21 protein-coding genes are annotated in these 23,058 nt (G+C 37.6%); 13 read left to right on the top strand and 8 right to left on the bottom strand.

Annotation, left to right across the window (positions count from 1 at the left end; translation table 11 throughout):
* The 7 genes from ON09_RS00540 to ON09_RS00570 form a co-directional block, all read left to right on the top strand.
* Positions 1-1,036 (top strand): ABC-F family ATP-binding cassette domain-containing protein (locus ON09_RS00540; protein ID WP_010599111.1); only part of this gene is annotated, 1,036 nt, incomplete at its 5' end.
* Between the two features lie 121 nt (positions 1,037-1,157).
* Complete coding sequence (locus tag ON09_RS00545) at positions 1,158-1,772, top strand: hypothetical protein (protein ID WP_010599112.1); 615 nt, start codon at positions 1,158-1,160, stop codon at positions 1,770-1,772.
* Positions 1,773-1,835: 63 nt separating this feature from the next.
* Entirely contained in the window at positions 1,836-2,492 is a 657-nt protein-coding gene (locus ON09_RS00550) for a hypothetical protein (protein WP_010599113.1), read from the top strand.
* Positions 2,493-2,593: 101 nt separating this feature from the next.
* Positions 2,594-3,295 carry a DUF4397 domain-containing protein gene (locus tag ON09_RS00555; protein WP_010599114.1) on the top strand — a complete coding sequence of 234 codons (702 nt, stop codon included), beginning with the start codon at positions 2,594-2,596 and terminating at the stop codon, positions 3,293-3,295.
* Between the two features lie 120 nt (positions 3,296-3,415).
* Positions 3,416-4,000, top strand: a complete 585-nt coding sequence (locus ON09_RS00560; protein WP_010599115.1) for an RNA polymerase sigma factor — start codon at positions 3,416-3,418, stop codon at positions 3,998-4,000.
* Positions 3,993-5,264: a hypothetical protein gene (locus tag ON09_RS00565; RefSeq protein ID WP_010599116.1), complete on the top strand. Its 1,272-nt coding sequence runs from the start codon at positions 3,993-3,995 to the stop codon at positions 5,262-5,264. Before ON09_RS00560 ends, ON09_RS00565 begins: the two co-directional genes overlap by 8 nt.
* Before the next feature lie 163 nt (positions 5,265-5,427).
* Positions 5,428-5,880 carry a DUF3299 domain-containing protein gene (locus tag ON09_RS00570; RefSeq protein WP_238533574.1) on the top strand — a complete coding sequence of 151 codons (453 nt, stop codon included), beginning with the start codon at positions 5,428-5,430 and terminating at the stop codon, positions 5,878-5,880.
* A 77-nt stretch (positions 5,881-5,957) separates the two neighbouring features.
* Here the strand turns inward: ON09_RS00570 and ON09_RS00575 are convergent, their stop codons facing one another.
* The 3 genes from ON09_RS00575 to ON09_RS00585 form a co-directional block, all read right to left on the bottom strand.
* Positions 5,958-6,374: a hypothetical protein gene (locus ON09_RS00575; protein ID WP_010599118.1), complete on the bottom strand. Its 417-nt coding sequence runs from the start codon at positions 6,372-6,374 to the stop codon at positions 5,958-5,960.
* A 76-nt stretch (positions 6,375-6,450) separates the two neighbouring features.
* Entirely contained in the window at positions 6,451-6,957 is a 507-nt protein-coding gene (locus ON09_RS00580) for an FKBP-type peptidyl-prolyl cis-trans isomerase (RefSeq protein WP_010599119.1), read from the bottom strand.
* A 10-nt stretch (positions 6,958-6,967) separates the two neighbouring features.
* A complete protein-coding gene (locus tag ON09_RS00585) occupies positions 6,968-8,989 on the bottom strand; it encodes a thioredoxin domain-containing protein (protein ID WP_051010142.1) in 2,022 nt (673 codons plus the stop codon).
* Between the two features lie 154 nt (positions 8,990-9,143).
* Between ON09_RS00585 and ON09_RS00590 the strand changes: the two genes are divergently transcribed.
* Positions 9,144-10,241, top strand: a complete 1,098-nt coding sequence (locus tag ON09_RS00590) for a mandelate racemase/muconate lactonizing enzyme family protein (RefSeq protein WP_010599121.1) — start codon at positions 9,144-9,146, stop codon at positions 10,239-10,241.
* 152 nt (positions 10,242-10,393) lie between these two features.
* Here the strand turns inward: ON09_RS00590 and ON09_RS00595 are convergent, their stop codons facing one another.
* Positions 10,394-11,260: a glycoside hydrolase family 25 protein gene (locus tag ON09_RS00595; RefSeq protein ID WP_010599122.1), complete on the bottom strand. Its 867-nt coding sequence runs from the start codon at positions 11,258-11,260 to the stop codon at positions 10,394-10,396.
* Between the two features lie 89 nt (positions 11,261-11,349).
* Positions 11,350-11,997, bottom strand: coding sequence for a cupin domain-containing protein (locus ON09_RS00600; protein ID WP_010599123.1), 648 nt, complete (start codon positions 11,995-11,997; stop codon positions 11,350-11,352).
* Between the two features lie 62 nt (positions 11,998-12,059).
* Here ON09_RS00600 and ON09_RS00605 point away from each other — a divergent pair, with 62 nt between their 5' ends.
* A complete protein-coding gene (locus ON09_RS00605) occupies positions 12,060-13,373 on the top strand; it encodes an MFS transporter (RefSeq protein WP_238533575.1) in 1,314 nt (437 codons plus the stop codon).
* A gap of 39 nt (positions 13,374-13,412) precedes the next feature.
* On the opposite strand, the gene ON09_RS00610 is transcribed toward ON09_RS00605, so the two are convergent.
* Both ON09_RS00610 and ON09_RS00615 read right to left on the bottom strand, forming a co-directional pair.
* Positions 13,413-14,393, bottom strand: coding sequence for a glycoside hydrolase family 43 protein (locus ON09_RS00610; RefSeq protein ID WP_010599125.1), 981 nt, complete (start codon positions 14,391-14,393; stop codon positions 13,413-13,415).
* Between the two features lie 696 nt (positions 14,394-15,089).
* On the bottom strand, positions 15,090-16,460 hold the full coding sequence (locus ON09_RS00615) for a dipeptidase (protein ID WP_010599126.1): 1,371 nt from the start codon (positions 16,458-16,460) through the stop codon (positions 15,090-15,092).
* Positions 16,461-16,716: 256 nt separating this feature from the next.
* On the opposite strand from ON09_RS00615, the gene ON09_RS23965 reads away from it, so the two are divergent.
* The 3 genes from ON09_RS23965 to ON09_RS00630 are packed head-to-tail and all read left to right on the top strand — an operon-like array spanning position 16,717 to position 19,790.
* Complete coding sequence (locus ON09_RS23965; protein ID WP_010599127.1) at positions 16,717-17,691, top strand: SGNH/GDSL hydrolase family protein; 975 nt, start codon at positions 16,717-16,719, stop codon at positions 17,689-17,691.
* Positions 17,692-17,746: 55 nt separating this feature from the next.
* Entirely contained in the window at positions 17,747-18,298 is a 552-nt protein-coding gene (locus ON09_RS00625; protein ID WP_010599128.1) for a PH domain-containing protein, read from the top strand.
* Positions 18,291-19,790: a PH domain-containing protein gene (locus tag ON09_RS00630; protein ID WP_162097928.1), complete on the top strand. Its 1,500-nt coding sequence runs from the start codon at positions 18,291-18,293 to the stop codon at positions 19,788-19,790. The genes ON09_RS00625 and ON09_RS00630 overlap by 8 nt, the downstream gene beginning before the upstream one ends.
* A gap of 71 nt (positions 19,791-19,861) precedes the next feature.
* Here the strand turns inward: ON09_RS00630 and ON09_RS00635 are convergent, their stop codons facing one another.
* Positions 19,862-20,185 (bottom strand): DUF493 family protein, encoded by a 324-nt coding sequence (locus ON09_RS00635; protein WP_010599130.1) that lies wholly within the window; start codon positions 20,183-20,185, stop codon positions 19,862-19,864.
* Between the two features lie 308 nt (positions 20,186-20,493).
* On the opposite strand from ON09_RS00635, the gene ON09_RS00640 reads away from it, so the two are divergent.
* Positions 20,494-22,791 carry an ATP-dependent helicase gene (locus ON09_RS00640; protein ID WP_010599131.1) on the top strand — a complete coding sequence of 766 codons (2,298 nt, stop codon included), beginning with the start codon at positions 20,494-20,496 and terminating at the stop codon, positions 22,789-22,791.
* Positions 22,792-23,058 lie beyond the last annotated feature (267 nt).

A 23,058-nucleotide genomic window follows, 5' to 3' on the forward strand; every position in this document is an offset into this window, starting at 1 on the left:
TTTCTTGGCTGATTACCAGAACATTGTATTGGTGGTTTCTCACGACAGGCACTTTTTAGATGCAGTTTGTACGCACATTGTTGATATCGATTTCGCAAAAATGAGCATCTACACTGGTAACTATACGTTCTGGTACGAATCGAGTCAGCTGGCGCTAAAACAACGTAGTGACCAGAACAAAAAGATGGAAGATAAAGTGAAAGAGTTGCAGGAATTTATCCGCAGGTTTAGTGCAAATGCATCAAAATCAAAGCAGGCAACTTCACGTAAAAAAGCTTTAGATAAAATCGATATTACGGAAATTAAAGCATCGAGCCGAAAATACCCAGCCATTATTTTTAACAATACAGGTCGTGAGGCGGGCGATCAGATTTTACAGGTTGATGCATTAGGAAAATCGGGAAACGATGGCATTTTATTCGACAAGGTTACTTTTATGGTAAACAAGGGCGATAAAATCGCAATTTTATCTCAGAATAGTTTGGCGACCGCAGCATTTTACGATGTGTTAACAGGTAGAGTGCCTGCCGATAAAGGTGAATTTAAATGGGGCGTTACCATTAGCACAGCTGATATTCCGAATGATAACTCTGAATATTTTGCTGGCAAGGATGAAAACCTGGTAGATTGGTTACGTGAATATTCTGGAACGGATGCCGATGAGCAATTTGTGCGTAGCTTTTTAGGCCGTATGTTATTCTCGGGCGAAGAAGTTCTAAAAAACGTAAAAGTGCTTTCAGGTGGTGAGAAAATGCGTTGTATGTTTTCGAGAATGATGTTGCAGCAAGCAAACCTTTTGATGTTTGATGAACCAACCAACCACCTGGATTTGGAATCTATTGAAGCTTTGAACAATGGTATGAAAGATTTTAAGGGTGCCATTTTATTTACCTCACGAGATCACCAGTTGACTGAAACTGTAGCCAACAGAATTATTGAAATTACGCCGAAAGGCACTATTGATAAATTAATGACTTACGATGAGTACATCAATAGTCCTGATGTGGCAAAACTTCGCGAAGAAATGTACGCCTAAGGCATTTATTAAATATATTTTGAAAAGGGTTTTGATTTTACATCAAAACCTTTTTTCTTTATAGCCTGATCAAATATGATGAAAACGCTCTCTACACTCCTCTTATTTTTTTATTAGTTTCTTGGCGGTCGCTCAGGAAAGCGACTCGACAAAAGTACGCTCGAAAAGGAATGCCTTTGGTTTTAAGGAAAATTTTACTGAATTAATCTCCAAACCCGGCATTAGAAATGGGTTAACTCAAATATTTGACGACCAAGTAATATTAGCTTATGGTTTGTATAAAAATGATAAGCGGGTTGGGCGGTGGCGTTTCTTTAAACAGAAGGATAGTGTAGAACAAATTTTTAACTATGATTTAAAAAAAGCAGATTACAACCAGCCAATAAATTCAATATCTTATGTAATTGATAGCTTGAAAGAAGGCGATCGTGTGATAAAACCTGTAAAAATTGGCGGCTTTAGAATGGCATTTAAGGCGATATTTCAGGAATCACATCATTATGGAATACCATACAATTCAGCAGGTTACGATCAGTTTTACATTTTCACGATTAATGAACGAGGCGATCTTGAAAAAGTTGAGGAAAAGCTTTCATCAAAAAGTTATAGTACCAATTTAACCGAACTCAATATCAAAAGATTCCTAAATGATGAATTCAGATTTATACCAGCCTATGTAAATGGCAAACCTGTTAAAAGTAAAATAGTTATCAAAGCTAAACTAACTGTTAGTTAAGGCAAATCATAGACTTAGTTAATTGAAATAATCAAAATCACCCATAAAAATTAGTTAAATTATATGAAAACACGCTGTACTTTTCTGCTACTGTTTATTGGTTTTACTGCATTCGCTCAAAAGAGTGATTCGACACATATGCATTACAGATTTATTAGAGGTGGCTTCATTGAGCATTCTACAACTCTAAAAACAAATAAACAAATTAAAAATGGAGTGGCGAAGGTAATGAAAGGACATAAGGTGGTTGCAACTGGAATGTATGAAAACAATAATCGTGTTGGTAGGTGGAATTTTTATCGCAGTAAAGATTCATTAGATCAAATTTATAATTACACCACAAAAAAAGTTGAATATAATGCGCCTGATTCACTTATATTTTTTGAAATCGATTCTTTGAAAGCTGGCGACAAGGTTGTTCCACCCATGAAAATTGGAGGTAATTATTATGGCTTATTCTTTTTAATTCAAAATTTTAAAATTCCGAAGGAATCTAATGCCTATCCCGGCATTCACAAAGTTTATTTAATATTTCACTTAGACGTTAACGGAAAGTTGATCAAATATGACACAGAAATTCTTCTACCTGTTTTAAAAAAAACAACAACAATGGATTTGAGTAAACTTAAAGAAGAAGATTTTGATTTCTCCCCTGCCTATCTGAACGGTAAGTCAGTAGCCAGCAGATATGTTTATGAATCTACATTGACCGTTAATTAAAAAATTTTAATTCATTGTAGCGTTTTCACCACGTTAATCGTTTTAGAAGAAAAAGTGTTAATGGCCATTAACCAATTTTGATTCTAAAATTGATTTAAAACATGAAAACTCATTTGAAAAACTTTAGCTTAACAACAAAAATTGCACTCTCTCTTCTCGCTATAACAACGATTTTTTCTGCCTGTAAAAAAGACTGGAATAATGATCCTATTGAAGCTGCAGGCATTGGCTTCGTTCACGCTTCGCCGGGCACCGCTGCGCTTGATTTTGTATTAGATAATCAAAAAATCGGCAGTTTTACCTACACCAACGATCGCGGCTACTATGCAGCATACCCAGGAAATAGAGTGATCGGCGTTGCCAAAAAAGATTCGTTAAGATACTTAACCAGCGGCACAGGAACTTTGAAACAAGGTGTTTTTTACTCTGCTTTTGTAGTGGATACACTTAAATCAACTAAAATTTTATTGGTTGAAGATGATTTGAAAGCACCAGATGCAGATAAGGCTAAAGTACGTTTCATTAACTTAAGTCCGGGTTCTACCGCCTTAGATTTAGCTGTTGAAGGAAACGCCACTGCTCTATTTACCGCAAAAGCGTTTAAAGAATTTACCCCGTTTGCGTCCATCAATCCATCAGAAAGTTATACTTTCCAGGTTAAAGAAGCGGGATCGGCAACCGTTAAAGCAACTTTACCGGCAATAAAAATTGAAAAGGGAAAAATATACACCATTTGGGCCAAAGGACTGAGCAGCAAAACAGATAGTACAAAATTTGGATTAGCTGTGATGACAAACAAATAAGATCTACCTATGCATTTATAACACCATTCTAAAGCGGGAATGGTGTTATTTCATTAATTTCGCATAAGGGTTAAAATATCAGATAAAAACTAATCAAACTTTAAATAGTCCTTTACAGGAGTGATAAAAAAAATACTCAGTTTTGAGGAAATTTTAAAAGGCTGTGTAAAAAACGACAATAGCTGTAAAGAAATGATGTATAAATCATTTTATGGCTATTTAATGGGCATTATTTTGAGGTACACCAGAAATGCTTCAGATAGTGAGGAGCTTGTAAATGATAGCTTCATAAAAATATTTAAACACGTGGGCACCTTCAAATCGCCTAAAAACCCAGAAGAGTTACAACGATCATTTAAAGGTTGGATTGCGCAAATTGCATCGCGTACTGCGATTGATAAAATCAGAACCGCAAAAGCGCAGTATTATGTTGATGACCTTGGCGAAGATGAGCACCCTGTTACCGAAGTATCTATCGCATCTGAATTGCATGTAAACGATATTTTGAATTTACTTAATCATTTGCCAGATACGCAAAGACTGGTATTTAACTTATATGAAATTGAAGGTTTCGCCCATGAGGAGATCTCAAAAATGTTGAATATCCCCGAAAGCTCAAGCCGTGTATATTTAACACGCTCTAAAAATAAATTACGTACACTTTACCTGAATACAATGGTTGGTTCCTATAAAAAAAATGGATAAAGAATTAATAGACCATATTGCCGCACAGCTTCAACACCACGAGGAATCTTACTCGCCGGGTGCATGGGAGCGTTTTTCTGAAAAGGAGAACAAACCAAAAGGTTTCATTTTTTGGCCTTTATGGGTAGCTGCTGCGTTGATTTTAATTTTTGGTGGCACATTTTTGATATTAAATAATCAAAATCGTAAACAGGATTTAGTTATCACAAATAAAAAAACGACTAAAGAAAAACCAGTAGGACAAGAGAAAAAACCGGTGGTTAAGAATGATCAGGTTGAAATGGTTGGACCGTTGAATACGCCCTTTACTAAAAATAGCCAGGTTCAAGATGCATCGGTAAGCCCAGATAGGCAGAAGATAGATCAGGCGATTACCGTACTTGCTAATACAAATGATCCGGTTGTTGCAATTGAAAACTACAACGTATTAGATAATGCTTTAACTAAAATACCACTTGCTTCTTATGGCGATAGAAAATTTGAAATTAAAGCCGAACCTAAAAAAGAAGAACCTTTCAAAAAGCCAACTTTTGAAGATTTGCTGGCGCAAGACAGCAAAATAAATGAATTGAAAAATACTGGTAAAACCCAGGCAAATGCCAAATGGGAACCGGGAGTTTATGTTGCACCTGCAATGGGAAATGACAACAAAGTGAATATGAATTATGGTTTTTCGCTTTCCTACAAATTGGCCGAAAAACTTTCCATCAGTTCAGGTATTGCCTATTCATCGTTGAGTTCAACGAGCAATCCATCGACACAAAATGCAAAAAGTAATGATGCAATGGCGAGTGCTGTACCTAGCTCGGCCGCACTGGCAACCTATTCAGCGACTAATGCCAGAAGCCTGGAATCAGTTAATGCCAGTGTTCGCGGAATAAACATCCCATTGGAATTAAAATACAACATTAGCAAAAAAGTTTATACAGGCGTTGGGGTGTCGGCACTGGCCATTTTAAACAACAGACAAGACAATAATTACCTGGTGAGCAGTGGAAAAAATGTTACCGTGGCCAACACATCCGGCGTAGCTGAACAGCGGATGCTTATCGTTACCGAACGGGTTTCTGAACCTCAGGCCCAGTCTTCAAGTGTAACTGATAAATATATTGGCTTCTACAATTTTTCACTAGGATACAAGCAAAAAATATCGAAGAAAACCGATTTCGCTATTGAACCATTTTTGCGACTGCCGATGAAGACTTTTTCTAATGACAACCTTAATCTTACCAATGGCGGTTTGAGGCTGAAAATTGACTTTTAAAAGTTTATAGCGATTAAAGCTGGCCAGAAAGATGTTGATGCCGAAATTTAGGGAAACATCATAGATAACCTAATTCATACCGTATTACACTCGCAATTTTTATTGGTTTTGTTATAAATGAATTACACTTGCCCACTTACATCTTTCTTATATTTGTGCTGACATGAGAAAAGGAATAATGAAAGCACTGGCATTTATATTTTTAATTTTTATTGGCCTCAACGCACAGGCACAGCATGATCCCAGCGATCAAATGGATTCTCCAAACTGGGATGTAATTGGCGGTATCACTTTTAAAACTGTAAAGCCGACAGAAAAATATGCTGTTTACTCACCGGGCATTAAAAAATTCGAGAACAAACCTTTTGAGCTTTCAGGATATATTGTTCCGATTAAAGATGGCATGAAGCAAACGAAGTTTATGCTTTCAACCTTACCCATTAATCAATGTTTCTATTGCGGTAAAAATGGGATCCCGATTATGGTTTTAGTGGAAATGGCCGAACCAATTAAATTTACTTATCAGCCCATTACAGTGAAAGGTGTGTTAAAACTGAGCACCACCAACACAATGGATAATCCTCCGGTGCTCTTATCTACATCAAAATTATTATAGAACCAAAAATCCCGATGAATCGGGATTTTTGGTTTTGACAATTCAAGAATTTCAGATTTTGACGATCACTAAAGTTGTTACCTGGTTTTAACTACACGTCGAGGTGGCTTTAGCAATTCATTAAACTGCGCTTTCGGAATTTTCTTTAATTCAGGAATATCCCTTATTAGTGCTTTTAAGCTGTAAGATATTTTGTATTGTAAAGCAGCCAAACGATCGCCACCTTTCACTCCTGCTTTTCTGTAAAAATCTTTAAATTCCTGCAGGGTCTGCAATTTACCAACCTTACTTTTATCAACCTTAGCGCCAACTTCGTTTAACGAAAACTCCTTATTCAAAGAAGCCTTTACCGTTTCATCTATAGTATTGGTATAAATAATATAATTTTTATTGTGCCGAACTTTTTCCCTAAGGGTAGCCATATCAACCGACTGGCAATATCCAAGTTTAACAAATAACAAAAATACAAGCGGTGCAAATAATAACTTTTTCATACTGAATCAAATTAATATTTAAAACTAGTGAGATCAAAAGCTTAATAGGGATGCAAGCCACTTTTTATGTTTAATCTTAGTGACCTGAGTGGCCATCAGCGCCGTGAGCATGGCCATGAGCCAACTCATCTTGCGTAGCTTCGCGAACGTTTAAAATTTTTCCCGCGAACAATAAATTTTTACCTGCCATAGGGTGGTTTAAATCAACTGCAACTGTTTCATCATGAACAGCAGTTACACCAGCTCTGAATTGGTTTCCATTATTATCTTGTAAAGGAATTACATCACCAACAGATGGAACTTCACCGCCAGCTTCTGTAAACATCGATTTTGGAAGATCAGCGAAAGCCCCTGGATCAATTTCTCCATAACCATCAGCAGCAGATAATTCAAAGCTGTAATCAGCTCCAGTTGTTAAACCTGCTAAATGCTCCTCAAATTTAGGCAACATCATGCCAACGCCATATAAAAATACTAAAGGATTTTGCTCATCAGCTTTCTCAACAAAAACTTGTTGTCCTTCTTCGTTCGTAGTGTGCAATTCATAAGTTACTGCGACTACTGAGTTTGGTGAAATATTCATTTAATCTTTTTTAATGTAAATATGCTAATGCTTCCTCAACAGTGTTAACCGGTAACTGGCATACTTTATTTCGGCAAATATAAACTTTTGTTTCATTGCTTTGCTTACCTTTTAACAGCGGCAGGTTACTTTTTGTTCCACCTAATGTAATTTTGTTGGGAATATAATAGTTACTTAACTCCAGCTTAATGGCATCTGTTTCCACGCCAGTAAGTGCAATTTCGTTTATCCCATTAACTTCATTGAGCAGTTGTATTGCCCAATTTGAATAGGCTGATCCGTAGGTTTTAATTTTCGGCTGCACGGCAGCAAGCATTTCTGCGGCTTTATTGTTGTAACCTTCCAAATCGAATAGCAAACCTAATTTCGTTAAATTTTGTGCCATTGTCGAATTTGAAGCTGGAATCACATTATCCATGACTTCATGTTTACGGGCAATCAGGCTTTCGCCGGTTGCTGAAGTATAAAAAAACATTGGTGACTCAGAATCACTAAAGTTTTCAAGCACATAATCGGTAAAAGATTTTGCCTCATTCAACCAGTTTTCATCAAAGTCATATTCGTAAAGTGCAATCAAAGCCTCTATTAAAAAAGCATAATCGTCCAAAAAAGCTGTGATAGAAGCTTTTCCATTTTTACAATTTCGATACAAGCCGCCACTTGCTGTTTTTAAATTGACTAAGATAAACCGGGCTGCCGCCGCTGCTTTTTGATAATATAAATCATGGCTTAAAACGGTTGCCGCATCTGCAAGTGCTTTAATCATCATCCCATTCCATGCGGTCAAGCACTTATCATCTAAACCAGGTCGAATCCGTTGGTTTCTGATATTTAGTAATTTTGCCTTTGCCGATTCAACTTTTGTGTAAAGCGTTTCAGCATCAATGTTATGTTTTGATAAAATATCATCATCGCTCAGTATTTTTCTCAAAATATTGGTCTGTTCTTCTTCCCAATTACCTTCTTCGGTGATGTTGAAATATTCTCCTAATAATTGCGCATCATCACCAAGCAGATCATAAAACTCCGTTTTATCCCAAACATAAAATTTACCTTCAATGCCTTCACTATCTGCATCTAAAGCCGAATAGAATAAACCCTCGGGAGATGTCATTTCGTTAAAAACCCAATTTATACTTTCAACCGCGGTTTGTTTAAAGGAGTTAAATTTTGTGCATTGATAAGCCTCAGCATATAAACTGATCAGTTGAGCATTATCATAAAGCATCTTTTCAAAATGCGGCACATGCCATTTATCATCAACGGAATAACGGGCAAAACCGCCGCCAATCTGATCGTAAATTCCACCTCTACTCATCTCCTCTAATGTGTGGCAAACCGCTGTAAAAACCGATTCATCATCTTTTAAGTAGCCATAACGCAACAGGAAAACCCAGTTGTTTGGTAGAGGGAATTTTGGGGCACGATTGTATCCTCCGAATGATATATCGAAATGGCGTTTCCATGGTTCAATAATTTCAGTTAAATGTTCATCAGTATAATCTTCTTTTGTAACCGATGGAATTATTTTTTCGCTATCGCGGATGCCTGAAGTTAATCGCTCTGCATACTGAATGGCTTTTTCGGGTTCATTTGACCATAGCGCAGCCACATTTTCCAGGATATTAACCCAGTCATTTTTTCTGAAATAAGTTCCACCATAAATTGGGCGTTGATCGGGCAGGCAAATACAATTCAAGGGCCAGCCGCCACTACCTGTCATCAATTGGATAGCATACATGTAAATCTGGTCAATATCCGGGCGCTCCTCCCGATCTACCTTAATGCAAACGAAATGTTTGTTCATCACTTCGGCCACCTCAAAATTTTCAAAACTTTCGCGTTCCATAACATGACACCAATGGCATGCCGAATAACCAATGCTCACTAAAATCAACTTGTTTTCAGCTTTTGCCTTTTCCAAAGCTTCAACGCCCCACTCATACCATTGAACAGGGTTATAAGCATGTTGCAGTAAATATGGTGATGAAGCGTTGATTAAACTATTAGGCTCAGAATGTACGTTCGACATGGCAATTAAGGTATAAAAATGAATTGGTAAAGCTATCAATTATCTACAAAGCTGTTTTGTTTTAGTTTTTGTTTTTATACTTTAGTTGAAAATCTATTTTTAAAAAAGCGATACCTAGTATTTACTTTAAACTTCCTACCAACCAATAATAGACATGAAAATTACACACACCGAAATATATCGTTTTAGCATCCCGATGGAGCCATTTGTAATTGCAACCGGAACCATGCACTTTGCGCAAAATGTTTTGATTAGAATTTACACGGATGGTGGAATTCATGGTATTGGAGAATGCTCTGCTTTCCCGATGATTGTTGGCGAAACACAAGAAACCTGTATTGCAATGGCTAAGGATTTTGCCGCGATATTAAAAGGTAAAAATCCATTGGAAATACCTGAACGAATGAACGATTTGTTAGGTTATGCCGACCACAACAGCACCATCAAAAGTGCATTTGATATGGCATTATTCGATATTGCAGCCAAAAATGCAGATTTGCCTTTGTATAAGTTTTTAGGTGGAACCAAACGTACAATAGAAACGGATATGACGATTGGCATAGATACACCCGAGGGTATGGCAAAAACTGCCGTTCAATACAAGGAAAAAGGATGCACCATTTTAAAAATTAAACTTGGTAAAAAAGTTAATGACGACATAGAAAGGGTTAAAAAAATTCGGGAAGCTGTTGGCGATGAAATTACCATTCGCCTGGATGCCAATCAGGGCTGGACTTTTGATGAAGCTTTATTTGCCTTAGGTGACCTTGAACAATATAATATCGAATTTTGTGAACAACCCATGAGAACCTGGTATGATGACAAACTACCAGAACTCAACATAAACTCTCCTGTAAAGTTGATGGCCGATGAAAGTTGCTACAACTATCACGATGCAAGAAAACTTATAAATAGCCAATCTACCACCTATTTAAACATTAAGTTTTCAAAATCCGGAGGTATTCTCGGTGCGCAGAAAATCCACGAAGAAGCTTTGCAAACGGGAGTAAAATGTATGATTGGCAGTATGTTGGAAAGTCGCATTGCCTTAAGTGCAAATCTTCACTTTGCTTTGGCGAGTCCGAATGTTGTATTTTTTGATTTAGATACCGCTTTGCTCGGACACTTGGTTGACCCCGCTGTTGGTGGCTTAACCTACAATGGGTACTTTTTAGATGTTCCGGAAACACCTGGAATTGGCGCAGAAGCCGATGAGTTTTTCTTAGAGAAGTGTGAAAGCTGGGTGGTATAACCCCCTAGCCCCCTAAATGGGGAATTACGGTTAAGCGCCTTCGGCAACGGCGAACCGAGAAAAAAGGTTGGCGTAAGGCAAAACTAATGCTAATCAGCTTAAAAAAAAAGATTGCTTCATACCTCGCAATGACGGACTAAGAATTAATTAACTCACCTAACCAACATCTCCGATAACGCTGTACTATCTCCGCTAAAAGCATTAAAATCAACCACATGGCCAATACCATTTATTTTAGCCTTATCAGAATGTTGCCAGAATTTCCACCGACTGTTATCTAATCTAAGCTTGGGCTGATAATAGTGCGCCACCCATAGCGGATATTCATCAAATTTTTCAATCAAATAATCTTCGTAAAACTTCAACCCAGTGTAAATAATCGGCCTGACTTTCGTTTTCATTTCCACATAGTTAAGAAAATCAGAAAGTTCTGCCCGCATTTTCAGTGGAGAAACGCCATCTAAAGTTTCAATATCCACAACCGGAGGCAAATCTCCTTTTTCAATTTTCACAACTTGTAGAAAAAATTTAGCCTGTGTTTTACCGTCACGCTTCGGTCGGAAAAAATGATACGCACCGCAAACAATACCCACTTTTGGCGCTTCACGCCAGTTTCTTTGAAAATAAGGGTCGACTAATAGAACACCTTCTGTGGCTTTTATAAAAGCAAAACTTACCTTCACTTCATCCTCTTCCATCGCCTTTACTTTTGCCCAATCAATTTTCCCCTGATAATAAGAAACATCTATTCCATGAATGGAGTAATTTTTTGGTATTTTAATATCAAAACTTTTATAAGTTCTGTAACTCGGGTCCTCGCCTATGTCGGTTATCCAACGCCAGGTTGAAACAAAGGCACTAACCACATATCCATAGTAAAAAGGAGATAATAATATCAAAAGCAAACCCGCTATAGCCACTTTCCACTGTGTTGGAAATGACTTGGATTTCTTTTTTCGATTGACGGGCTTTCGGTTTGAAGGTTTTCTGGTAGTGGTTATTCTTTTCTCTGGAGGCATATGGCTGCTGCAAAGTTGAGAAAAAATGCGATGAAATGAAAAAGTAGTAATCTAGTTTTCTTCAATGTTTATTGAAGTTGAATTGAAAGTTAACTCAGGCCATATTTGTCTATCAGCGCCTGTTGTTTTTCAGGATAATAGGTTAAGCCAAATTTCTTGTCGAGTTCAGCCATGCGTTTAGCTATTATTGGATCTTCGAATGATAATTTATTTTGAATAACCTCTGGAATGATTTTGAAGTAAACTTCTTCGAGATAATCTTCAAAATTCTGATTAAAATACATATCAATAAGCCGTAGATTTTCGCTTCCCGAGTTCCAAACCACATGAACTATACCTCTCGGTCTCAAATGCCAACATCCTGCTTTAACTTCTACCACTTCATCGCCCATTAAGATAGATGCTGTTCCTTCCAAAACATACATTAGTTCATCAAGCTTATCGTGTTTGTGGGGACTTCCTGCAATTTTTTTTGGCGCTAAAACAGCTTCTACACAAGAGAACTGGTTATTCGTTTGAGTACTCCTTATCAATGTTCTCATATTATTTCCCATTGGTCCCGTTTCCAAAGGTTTTTGAGCAGGAATTAGAAATGGCAAAGGTGCCTTAGTTTCTTTAAGATTATCATTTGCTATTTTATCATCAGTACAAGAGTTTAAAGAAAGCATAAACATTCCTGCTGAAAGTAAACCTAATTGCTGAATGGCATCACGCCTGGAGTTGGAGTTGTTTTTCATGAGGTTTCAATTTAGTTAGAATGAAATTAACTCATTAATTACATTACAGCAAATTTTGAGAAATGAGTAAAGGAATTTCCCGTAATATTAATCTCTCGCTCATCACTTATCACAACCCATTTTACTACTTTTGCACACGAAAATTCACTATGTTCAAGCTCATTTTAAATACATACAAATCATCCTTTAGTGGCCTAAGTAAAGAAACCTGGCTGCTAAGCATTGTGATGATGTTTAATAGATGCGGTAGTATGGCCGTTCCGTTTATGGGTTTGTATGTTACACAGAGTTTGCATCGAAGTGAAATTGACGCAGGTTTAATTATTACTTTGTTTGGCGTTGGCTCCATTTTGGGTTCGGCTACCGGCGGAAAGCTTACTGATATTATTGGTTTCAGGCCCGTTCAAATACTTTCTTCAATTATTGGCGGTTTATTATTCATATTATTTTCTACCATAACGCATTTTTCCACACTCTGTGTTTTGGCAGTTGTAATCAGCTTTTTCTCCGAAGCATTTCGCCCGGCCAATTTTACCGCAGTGGCACATTATGCAAAAGAAGGCACAATAACGCGATCTTATTCATTAAATCGCCTTGCCGTAAATATTGGCTGGTCGGCCGGAATAAGCATGGCAGGAATAATTGCTTCGATAAATTACAAACTCTTATTTATTGTAGAAGGCGGCGTAAGCATTTTAGTAGGCGTAGCCATTTTATTTTTACTCCCTCAGGTTAAAGATTTTATAAAGAAAGCAAAAGAAAACCGCAGCAACATGGTTATTTTGAAACCCTGGCAAGATGCTTTTTATGTTCGCTTTATACTGTTAACCACACTTTTTATTACTTGTGCTTTCCTGATGTTTAGGGTTGTCCCGGTATTTTTTAAGGAGCAATGGCATATTGATGAGTTTGCGATCGGAATCATCATTGGCATAAATGGAGCTATAATTGCCCTGTTCGAAATGATTATGATCAATAAAATTGAAAAGAAAAGGTCGCCGATGTTTTTTATTATTATAGGTTCCGTTTTCTTTGCAGTTTCTTACTTGTTGCTTAGTGCCCCGATTATTTTTCACGTCTTCACGGCGATACTTACCATCGTCACTTTTACCATTGGAGAAATGTTCGTGCTTCCCTTTATCAATACAGTTGTGATTAGCAGGAGTAACGAGCATAACAGAGGTTTATATGCTGCAGGATATACGCTAAGCTGGAGTTGCGCCCAGGTGGTTGGTCCAATGGCAGGATTTTTTGTCGCAAAGCACTTAGGTTACAACTGGCTTTGGTTCGGATTGGCCTGCATCCTTTTAATTTGTGCTTACGGCTTCAGTTTGTTAGATAGAAATCTTGAGGGAAAGGTAGCAGAAAGCAAATAAAGTCAGTTTTTAAACAGGCTAAAAACTGACTTTAGAAATTTATTTAACCTTTTGAGCTTTAACGCCCTCATTTGTAATTTTCACCGGAAGGATTTTTCCATCAGCATCAAATTTCATTTCATCAATGCAGGTAACACGATGATTTCCATCCGTTTCCGTTAACGGACGGCGGTGATAAACAATGTGGTAAGTACCTTTTTTCTCATTGATTAATAGAGAATGATGCCCTGCTCCTCTCGCTACTTCAGGATCTTGCTTCAAAATTTTGTCAACTCTTTTAAAAGGTCCGAAAGGTGAATCGGCAATGGCATAAGCTACAGAATAATCCGGACCAGTCCAGCCGCCTTCGCTCCACATAAAGTAGTATTTACCATCTTTAATAAACATGTAAGGTCCTTCTACATAATTTTCTGGTGTAATTTCTTTAAATGTAGTTCCATCCTCAAAAGGCACAAAACCAGTAAAATCTGCATTTAATTTCGCAATATTACAGTGTTTCCAGCCCCCGTAAATCAAATAATACTGTCCGTCTTTATCTTTAAATACAAACTGATCAATAGGTTGTGCACCATTATGAAATTTATCTACCAATGGTTTTCCCAGATGATCTTTGTAAGGTCCTTCAGGTTTATCGGCTACAGCTACACCAATTCCACCAACCTCATTATCACTTTGAATATCGTTTGCACCAAAAAACAGATAGTATTTTTTATCCTTCTGTACAATTGCTGGTGCCCACATCGCTTTATTAGCCCACTTTACTGCAGCTGTATCCAAAACACGAGGGTGTTTTTTCCATTTCACCAAATCATCAGATGAAAAAGCATCAAGGAAAACCTGTTCCCTATATTTCGCTGAGTAGGTTGGATACACCCAATACTTATTGTTAAAAATAGCAGCTTCAGGGTCTGCGTACCAACCTTGAAATATTGGATTTCCAGATTGCTTAATCGATTTAGTACTTTGAGCAAAAGAAATAGATCCTGCCAGAAGTAAAAGAGATGAGAATAGGTATTTCATGTGCACAATTTAAAAAAAAATAGCCAAAAACGATTTTTCTTTTTTAGAAAAGCAATTGCTGTGCTCATGGCTCTATTCAGCCCCGCCCCCATTTCAAATCTTTACCGATTAAAATCAGTAAAGGATTTTCCATTCAGGTCGGGTTTAGGTGGCAGGGCTTGTAATGCTTGGGAATGGTTTTGCAGAACGCCCAATATTTAAACGTTGATAACCACCCATTGCCCCTCTAAATTAGGTGGGAAAAAGAATACGCTTTTAGCAACTCTTGGGTAAACATTTATTGCCTGCAAACATTCAATAAGCGGAGAATTAAGTTAATGAATAGCACAACTCTCCTCCTTATTTTCAAGGAGGGGTTAGGGGTGGTTCATTATCTTCTGATTTGAAAAACCATCCCTAAATCATAAACCCGACAACAGCGAAAATACTTTTTGTTATCCTGACAAAATAGATTGCCATGTCGTTCCTCCTCGCAATGACGGTATTAATGGCAGTAAAGGATTACAAAAAGATTGCAGCGAATGGCGGGACCGTAGATGCTATAAAAAACTGCACGTTGGTTTTCAAAAAAGAATAATTCTATCAAACTTTCGAAGTTATCCATGCACTAGCTCCATTAAACTCTAGAAGTTTAATGCAAAAAAATCCCTGTCTGGATGAACCTAACAGGGATTTAAATAAATAATTGAAGTTATTTTATTTGCTCAATTCAGCGAAATATTTATGAAACAAAGGCAAAGTTTCTATCCCTTTGTAATAATTGTAAATATCATATTTCTCATTTGGCGAATGCAAGGCATCACTATCTAAACCGAAACCAAAAAGAACAGATTTAATGCCCAAAACATCTTCAAATAAAGCAACAATTGGAATACTGCCGCCACCACGTGTTGGAATGGCTTTTTTGCCGAAACTATCTTCGATGGCTTTTTCAGCAGCTTTATAAGCAATGCTATCAGTAGGTGTAACTACCGGCTCTCCACCATGGTGTGGCGTTACTTTAACCTTTACATTTTTAGGTGCAATGCTTTCAAAATGTTTGGCGAAAATTTCTGAAATTTCTTCTGAACTCTGATTTGGAACCAGACGCATCGAAATTTTCGCATTGGCCTTGCTCGGCAGTACGGTTTTTGCACCCTCGCCAATATAGCCACTCCAAATTCCGTTTACTTCTAAAGTTGGGCGGGTTCCTGTACGCTCTAATGTAGAATACCCTTTTTCACCCCACACTTCATCAATAGCTAAATCCTGCTTGTATTCGGCTTCATCATAAGGCGCAGCGTTTAGAGCTTTCTTTTCCTCATCGCTGAGTTCGACAACTTTATCGTAAAACGCAGGGATGGTGATGTGATTATTTTCATCATGTAAAGAAGCGATCATTTTGCAAAGAATAGTTGCTGGATTGGCTACCGCTCCGCCGTATACGCCTGAGTGTAAATCGCGGTTTGGACCAACAACTTCAACTTCCATGTAAGCCAAACCACGTAAGCCGGTTTCGATAGATGGATGCTCCATGCTAATCATCGATGTATCTGAAATCAACACCACATCGGCTTTTAAACGCTCAGCATTTTCTTTCACAAAAATACCCAGGTTTGCAGAACCTACCTCCTCTTCACCTTCAATCATAAACTTCACATTGCAAGCCAAAGTGTTGGTTTGCATCATCAATTCAAATGCTTTAACATGCATGTAAAACTGACCTTTATCATCGCAGGCACCACGGGCATAAATCTTACCATCACGAACGGTTGGTTCGAATGGTGGGGTGTGCCAGAGTTCTAATGGATCTGCCGGTTGCACATCATAATGGCCATAAATTAAAACGGTAGGCAAAGCGCTATCTATAATTTTCTCTCCGTAAACAATAGGATATCCTGCTGTAGGGCAAATCTCTACCTGGTCTGCTCCGGCATCTTTCAGTTTTTGTGCAACATAATCTGCCGTTTTTAAAACATCGCCTTTATATTTTGGATCAGCACTCACTGAAGGAAAACGCAATAATTCAAACAACTCTGCTAAAAAGCGTTCTTTGTGCGTTTCTACATAATTTTTAATCTCTTGCATAACAAAATGAATTTGGGCAAATATATGATTTTAGCACAAAAGGCATGAGGGAATAAATCAATTGAAAATATTTTCAGTTGTATATCTTATCATTTTATTATGATAAAAGCTTACGAATTTTACGCAAACCACATTTGTTAAATAATTGTTGTTTTTAAATAAAATTCAACTTAATGAAATATAATTTAAACCATTTTTTATTAAATTGCACCATTCAAGAAATATCCTTAACTAACATCCGAATGAATCAATTGTAATGAAAATCAACACGCGACTTTATCTCCTTTTGGTGTTGCTTTTTTCTTTTGGTATTTCTGTTTTTTCTCAAACCACTACTCCACCCAGAGTAAGTTGCCCGGAAGCTGCCCAATTTTACGCTAAAGACAGTATAAATATTGTCACCTTTGGTGCCAGTACTGTAGAGGGCGTAGGTGGTGTAGGTTTCCAAACCATGCTTAAAAATAATTTTTCAAATTGTTATGTAAATAAGGTTGTAGATATCACCAACCATGGAATTGGCGGGCAAACTACCTTTCAGGGTTTGCTTAGAATTGATAATGCCATTAAAGACAGAACTGGCTTTATTGTCATATCAATGGGGATTAATGACGCACTGGCAATTGCAAATAACCGGGGCAGTATTGCCGAAACAGAAGCCAATATGCGTTCACTGATTTCTACCAGCTTAAAGCAAAACCTGGTTCCGATTGTTTGTACGCTTCAAAATGTTGATGACCGCAACAATCCGCCATTAGTTGCGGTAAATAATGTGATCAGATCATTAAACGTCATCTACCGCAGGTTAGTTACAGAATATAAAATTTACCTCGCGGATGTTAACGCAGCCATGAGGAGGGATTTTAGTTTATACCAGGATGCATTTCACCCGAATGCCAGAGGATACCGATTGATTAGTTATGTAATCTTCGACTCCATTAACAAGGCTATTTTTGATAGATTCCTGATGTTTGTGGTGTCGCAAAATTACCCAAATCCTGCCGGAACCCAAACCTATTTGGATGTTGTATTGCCACAAACCGATAAGCTAACCATACAGGTTTACGATATGATGGGAAGGCTGGTTAAAACGGTGATCAATGAATACCTGAATGTTGGCAAACATACTTTAGAGATCAATACCTCAACCTTTGTTCCTGGAATATACTTTTTAAAACTAACGTCTGATTCAGGCCAATATAATGCGGCGAAAAAGTTTATTGTAGCGAGGTAACAAAAGGCATAACCATCCGTCTGAATAAGGATTTATTAGTTTTAATATTTAAGCCATGCTTACCGAAAACTTTACCAATGATGCAATTGACATTGATTCACTTCCGAAGTATCAGGAAATCGTTTTGAAAAAACCTCACGTCAGTTACTGGAAAGTCATTTGCATTAATCTGATCATTTGTTTTTTACTCCTCGGAATTATTGCTGCCTTTTTGTTAGTTTTTAATGATGAGATTAAGCCCTATCTTATCGCCGTTGTTTCGGCTTATATCATGCTGCTGATTTGTTTCTTCGTGGTTTTTTGGGCGAGTTTCAGGAAACGTGGCTACGCAATCAGAACCCAGGATGTAATTTATAAAGATGGGATTATTGCCGAATCGACGACCATTGTACCGCTAAACAGGATTCAGCATATTGAGTTAAATGAAGGTGTTTTATCCCGTATGTTTAAATTAGGCTCACTACAAATATTTACTGCAGGTGGAGTGAGCGGCCATTTGCGGATTGGTGGAATACCGATTGATGAGGCGAAAAGCATCAGAGACTTGATTCTTAATAAACTTGATTCAACTGAATCTGTGGAAACTGAAACAAATGCCGGTGAATAACGATTTTAGTAAACCACAGCGTCAATCTGCTACGGGCATTATCGTAATTGTGGCACATGGGTCATTCCGGGTAATTAAGGCGCTTATCATCCCCATCATCATTGCTTTTTTCAGAACGACAGAAAACAAACACTACCTTTTTCTAGGTCTTTTAGCCCTGTTAATAATCGCTGTGATCATCTCCTACTTATGGTACCGTAATTTCACTTTTTTTCTTAACAAGCAAAATCAGGAGTTTGTGGTGAATAAAGGTATTCTAAACCGTGATCAGGTAATTATACATCTTGAAAAGATTCAGCAGGTTAACATCAACCAAAATGTTTTGCAAAAAATTTTCGGTGTTTATGGTTTAAAGATCGATACTGCTGGCGCCAGTGGAGAAGAAGTAGTTATTTATGCAATAGATGAAGCCTCAGCATATAACCTAAAAGAACATCTGTTAGATAGAAAAACAAATGTGATAAATGAAACATCTGAACCTGTTCATAGGCCTGAAACGGCAACACCTGTTTTAAAAATTAGTGCACTTACCCTGTTAAAAGTTGGCCTAACGTCTAACCACGGACAAAGCTTAACACTGATGTTCCTGTTTTTCATATATCTTATTCAGGAGGCAAGTCATATAATGGATCTTTTAGAAGTTGACGATGGGTATGTAGAAAATACTGTGATGGGCTTAGCCACGTTGTTTTCTGTGGCCATTATAGTTGTAGTGCTTCTGGTAGCCTTGCTGATTATCAACCTGGTGAGAACTTTTTATAAATATTTCGATCTTGAAATCGGGCAACACAAACATTCTCTCATCCTGTCATCAGGTTTAGTTGCAAAAAAGAATACGATGATCAGTCCGGATAAGGTGCAGATTACCAAACACAGCCAGAATTATTTTCAAAAGAAATTGAATATGCTTAACATCAGTTTAAAGCAGGCTAATTTCGGGATGAGTAAAAATGGAAAGGAAATGCAGGGAAACACCCTTGAAATTGTTGGCTGCAATAAAATAGAGCGTGATGAATTGCTGCATATGATATTAGGCCAGGTTCCGGTTAAAGGCAAAACCTTTATCCCAGACTGGCGCTTCCTGAACCTGCCGATCTTTTTTAAACTGATCTTGCCCCTGGCAATATTTTCAGTGGTAGCATTTAACGTACCTGAAATAAAGCCCTTAATTGGATTTGGATTCGCCTACTTCATTATAGGAGCATTCATGATTTACGTGAGTTACCGCAGACATCGAATTGCTGTAAACCAGGAATCCATCATTAAAACAAGTGGCATTTGGGATATTTCAAATGAAATTATAATGCCTCATAAAATACAGGCCATTACGGCTTCGCAGTATCCATGGCACAAGGGTGTAGATGTTGGCCATTTATGTTTGCACACCGCAGCAGGTAAAATTCGTTTTAAATATGGAAATTATACCGAAATCAAACGTCTTGTAAATTATTGGCTTTACCAGGTAGAGAGTGGTAATGAAAATTGGATGTAGCCGACCTTTATGTTGTTTCCCGCAGACCTTGAAAAGGTTCTGTAACGATCTGCGAGATCTGCGGAAAAAACTTAGAGTGTCATAATGCCTTTGATATTTGCCGTTTGTTTGTAAATGGCAATTACCTCGTCAGCATTTTGCATTTGCTTTTTAACTGTAATAGAAACATACTTGCCGGTTTTAGAGGGCTGCTCGATAAATTCATCATCAGGCAAAACTTTGCGCAATTCTTCAATCTTATCTAGGCCGCCTGTTATTATGAACTTAAAGTTGTAAATACCAGGAAACTTTTCTACGCTTTCTAATTTCTCTTTCAGATTAGCATAAATATCAGTACTTGATCCTTCTGGGATATCAGTAAACTCTATATTATTGTTAATATTATTATCATCCATAGCAGCGGTATATCAAAATCCATTCCTAAAAAAGCAATATGTAATTTTGGCATAACGATAAGTTTTGGCCACCAAAAATGTTTAAATGGCCGTCACCCTAGATTTATTTCGGGTGTAATAGCATTATTGTTTTATATGAAAGTTGCGATCCTGAATTTCAGGCTAGCTTGACGACATTTATAGCAGACGATCAAGCACACTGAAATATTTTAACCAGGATCGCAATCCGTATTAAAGTAATTACTAACACTTTTCGCAAAAGACTTGAGAATTGTTATTTTTGAACCTCAAAAAAAACAGGAACCGATTTGGATTACTTAGAAGGATTAAACCCACAACAGAGAGCAGCAGTAGAGAATACAAAAGGACCGGTAATGATTGTTGCGGGTGCTGGTTCGGGCAAAACACGTGTAATTACTTTTCGAGTAGCACATCTGATCCAAACCGGAACCGACCCTTTTAACATCCTGGTTTTAACCTTTACAAATAAGGCCAGTAAAGATATGCGGGAGCGTATTTCGAAGGTGGTTGGTGCTGAGGCTAAAAATATCTGGATGGGTACTTTCCACTCTGTTTTTGCGAAAATTTTGCGTGTTGAAGCTGAAAAAATTGGTTATCCGAACAACTTTACCATATACGATACCGATGATAGTAAAAGTGTAATTCGTGCTATTTTGAAAGAAATGCAGCTTGATGATAAATTATACGCACCAAATTTTGTTTACGGCCGTATTTCTTCTGCAAAAAATAACCTGATATCGTGGGGCGAATATCAATCGAACGACCAGATACAGGCTGAAGATATTCAAAATAAACGTCCGTTAATGGGGCAGATATATGAGCAATATGCTAAACGATGTTTTAGGGCTGGTGCCATGGATTTTGATGATTTACTTTTCAAAACCAACATTCTGCTTAAAGAACATCCTGATGTTTTAAATAAATACCAGCAAAAATTCAGGTATTTAATGGTGGATGAGTACCAGGATACCAACTTTTCGCAGTACACCATTGTGAAAAAACTAGCTGCAGCTTACCAAAATATTTGCGTAGTGGGTGATGATGCACAGAGTATTTATGCTTTCCGTGGTGCAAATATTCAAAACATCCTGAATTTTGAACGCGATTATCCTGATTTAAAAGTATATAAACTAGAACAAAATTACCGTTCTACCCAAAATATTGTTGATGCCGCCAGCAGCATCATTGCCAATAATAAAAACCAACTGGAGAAAAATGTTTTTTCAGAAAATGTGGAAGGCGATCGGATTAAGGTTTCCCGGGCGTTTACGGATAACGAAGAAGGTAAATTAGTTGCCGAATCCATTATCCAGGAACGGGGTTTAAAGGGTTACCAATACCATGATTTCGCGATTTTATATCGTACCAATGCCCAAAGCAGGGCCATGGAGGAAGGTTTGCGCAAATTAAATGTTCCTTACAAAATTTATGGTGGCACCTCTTTTTATCAGCGTAAAGAGATTAAAGATTTAATTGCTTATTTCCGTTTAACTTTTAACCCGAAGGATGAAGAAGCTATTAAAAGAGTAATCAACTATCCAAAACGTGGAATTGGAGATACATCAATTGACAAAATTATTGTAGCCGCTGATCAGCATAACATCACCATGTGGGATGTGATTTCGAATGCACACCAATATGTAGATGGCCGTTTGGCCAACCAGCTCAACGATTTCTCAATGATGGTTCAGAGCTTTCAGGCGGAAGCGAAAAAGCTTGATGCCTATGATTCTGCCTTGTTTATTGCTCAGCATGCTGGTATTTTAAAAGAATTGTATACCGATGATAGCGTTGAAGGACGAGCGAGATATGAAAATATACAGGAGTTATTAAATGGTATTAAGGAGTTTGCTGAGCGTGAGGATATTGAAGAAAAAGGACTGGATATTTTTATGCAGGATGTGGCACTCTTAACCAATGATGATAAAGATGGTGATAAAAACAAGGATACCGTTTCTTTAATGACAATTCACTCCGCGAAGGGATTGGAGTTTAAGAACGTTTTTATTGTGGGTTTGGAAGAGAACCTTTTCCCCTCTCAAATGTCGGTTAATTCACGATCTGATTTAGAAGAGGAACGTCGTCTATTTTATGTTGCGATTACCCGGGCTGAAATAAAATTAACGATCACCTACGCTACATCCCGCTATCGCTGGGGAACACTTACCAACTGCGAACCAAGCCGTTTCATTAATGAAATTAATCCAAGGTTTTTAGAGTTGGATGTTAAGCCTGCAAAGAGCAATGTTTTTGAAGGTAGTTTTGATGATGAACGTAAAACGTGGACTTCGCAGCCCCGTGATTTCTTTAGCAAACCAAAACCAGCAAGTACAACTTCTGCCCCACCACCTCGCCCGAAAACGACTTCATTATTGGCAAAAGCCCATGTGCCAACGCCTGGTTTTGCGCCATCACAACCACACGAGTTTCAGGGCGGAATGGAAGTTGAGCATGAAAAATTCGGTTTCGGAAAGATTATTAGCCTCGAAGGTAATTTACCTGATGTTAAGGCAACCGTATTTTTTCAGGGCTTGGGCAACAAGCAATTATTATTAAAGTTTGCCAAGCTGATGATTGTAAAATAAGCTTAATGTGCTGAGAAGCTACGAAAGGCGATTTTTACCGTAGAAACACGAAAGCACAAAGAAATTTGTGCTTTTTTTATCTTTAAAAATTCCGAAAATAAATTCAGGTGATCACCACCACTATCAATTTTCAAAATTTAAATTTAATCTGGTAAGTTCTTTTTATTTAAAGGAGGTTCCGTGTATTTCGTGCTTCCGTGGTAATTCTTATTAAATTTACCAGGACACTCCATCCCAAATCGCTTTTAAAGCCGTGTTAAATTAAGT

This window comes from Pedobacter agri PB92, from assembly GCF_000258495.1.
Taxonomy (GTDB): domain Bacteria; phylum Bacteroidota; class Bacteroidia; order Sphingobacteriales; family Sphingobacteriaceae; genus Pedobacter; species Pedobacter agri.

Bases quoted from the DNA above. Each gene is read 5' to 3' on its own strand.
- ON09_RS00600 (WP_010599123.1), bottom strand. From the start codon at position 11,997: ATGAAAAACAACTCCAACTCCAGGCGTGATGCCATTCAGCAATTAGGT.
- ON09_RS00605 (WP_238533575.1), top strand. From the start codon at position 12,060: ATGAGTAAAGGAATTTCCCGTAATATTAATCTCTCGCTCATCACTTAT.
- ON09_RS00585 (WP_051010142.1), bottom strand. From the start codon at position 8,989: ATGTCGAACGTACATTCTGAGCCTAATAGTTTAATCAACGCTTCATCA.
- ON09_RS00595 (WP_010599122.1), bottom strand. From the start codon at position 11,260: ATGCCTCCAGAGAAAAGAATAACCACTACCAGAAAACCTTCAAACCGA.
- ON09_RS00575 (WP_010599118.1), bottom strand. From the start codon at position 6,374: ATGAAAAAGTTATTATTTGCACCGCTTGTATTTTTGTTATTTGTTAAA.
- ON09_RS23965 (WP_010599127.1), top strand. From the start codon at position 16,717: ATGAAAATCAACACGCGACTTTATCTCCTTTTGGTGTTGCTTTTTTCT.
- ON09_RS00625 (WP_010599128.1), top strand. From the start codon at position 17,747: ATGCTTACCGAAAACTTTACCAATGATGCAATTGACATTGATTCACTT.
- ON09_RS00610 (WP_010599125.1), bottom strand. From the start codon at position 14,393: ATGAAATACCTATTCTCATCTCTTTTACTTCTGGCAGGATCTATTTCT.
- ON09_RS00565 (WP_010599116.1), top strand. From the start codon at position 3,993: ATGGATAAAGAATTAATAGACCATATTGCCGCACAGCTTCAACACCAC.
- ON09_RS00550 (WP_010599113.1), top strand. From the start codon at position 1,836: ATGAAAACACGCTGTACTTTTCTGCTACTGTTTATTGGTTTTACTGCA.
- ON09_RS00615 (WP_010599126.1), bottom strand. From the start codon at position 16,460: ATGCAAGAGATTAAAAATTATGTAGAAACGCACAAAGAACGCTTTTTA.
- ON09_RS00580 (WP_010599119.1), bottom strand. From the start codon at position 6,957: ATGAATATTTCACCAAACTCAGTAGTCGCAGTAACTTATGAATTGCAC.
- ON09_RS00570 (WP_238533574.1), top strand. From the start codon at position 5,428: ATGAGAAAAGGAATAATGAAAGCACTGGCATTTATATTTTTAATTTTT.
- ON09_RS00590 (WP_010599121.1), top strand. From the start codon at position 9,144: ATGAAAATTACACACACCGAAATATATCGTTTTAGCATCCCGATGGAG.
- ON09_RS00635 (WP_010599130.1), bottom strand. From the start codon at position 20,185: ATGGATGATAATAATATTAACAATAATATAGAGTTTACTGATATCCCA.
- ON09_RS00555 (WP_010599114.1), top strand. From the start codon at position 2,594: ATGAAAACTCATTTGAAAAACTTTAGCTTAACAACAAAAATTGCACTC.